This window comes from Fusicatenibacter saccharivorans (assembly GCF_027667425.1).
GTDB classification, from domain to species: Bacteria; Bacillota; Clostridia; order Lachnospirales; family Lachnospiraceae; genus Fusicatenibacter; species Fusicatenibacter saccharivorans.
The window spans coordinates 1-305 of the sequence record NZ_JAQEGR010000014.1 but is presented as its reverse complement, the minus strand read 5'-3'; the positions used below and the strand labels follow the sequence as shown (position 1 = coordinate 305).

Sequence of the window (305 nt, the reverse complement as noted above, 5' to 3'; positions counted from 1 at the left end):
GAGCTGATCCGAGTCGGAACGGCAGAGATCCTTGATAATTAAACAGTGAAACACATCCTCGAAAGTTCTGAATAAGTAATTCAAAACGATCGAAAGATCCTTTAAAACAGTAAAAGGGATAAATTAGCTAGTATGTTGATTTTGAACTTGGAACAAACATTTTATCAGAGAGTTTGATCCTGGCTCAGGATGAACGCTGGCGGCGTGCTTAACACATGCAAGTCGAGCGAAGCAGTTAAGAAGATTCTTCGGATGATTCTTAACTGACTGAGCGGCGGACGGGTGAGTAACGCGTGGGTGACCTG

Annotated in this window: 1 rRNA gene; it reads left to right on the top strand. The window is 43.3% G+C overall.

Annotated elements, in window-relative coordinates:
• Nucleotides 1-161: 161 nt before the first annotated feature.
• Nucleotides 162-305: ribosomal RNA gene (locus tag PGS38_RS13125) — 16S ribosomal RNA — on the top strand; the annotation flags it as partial.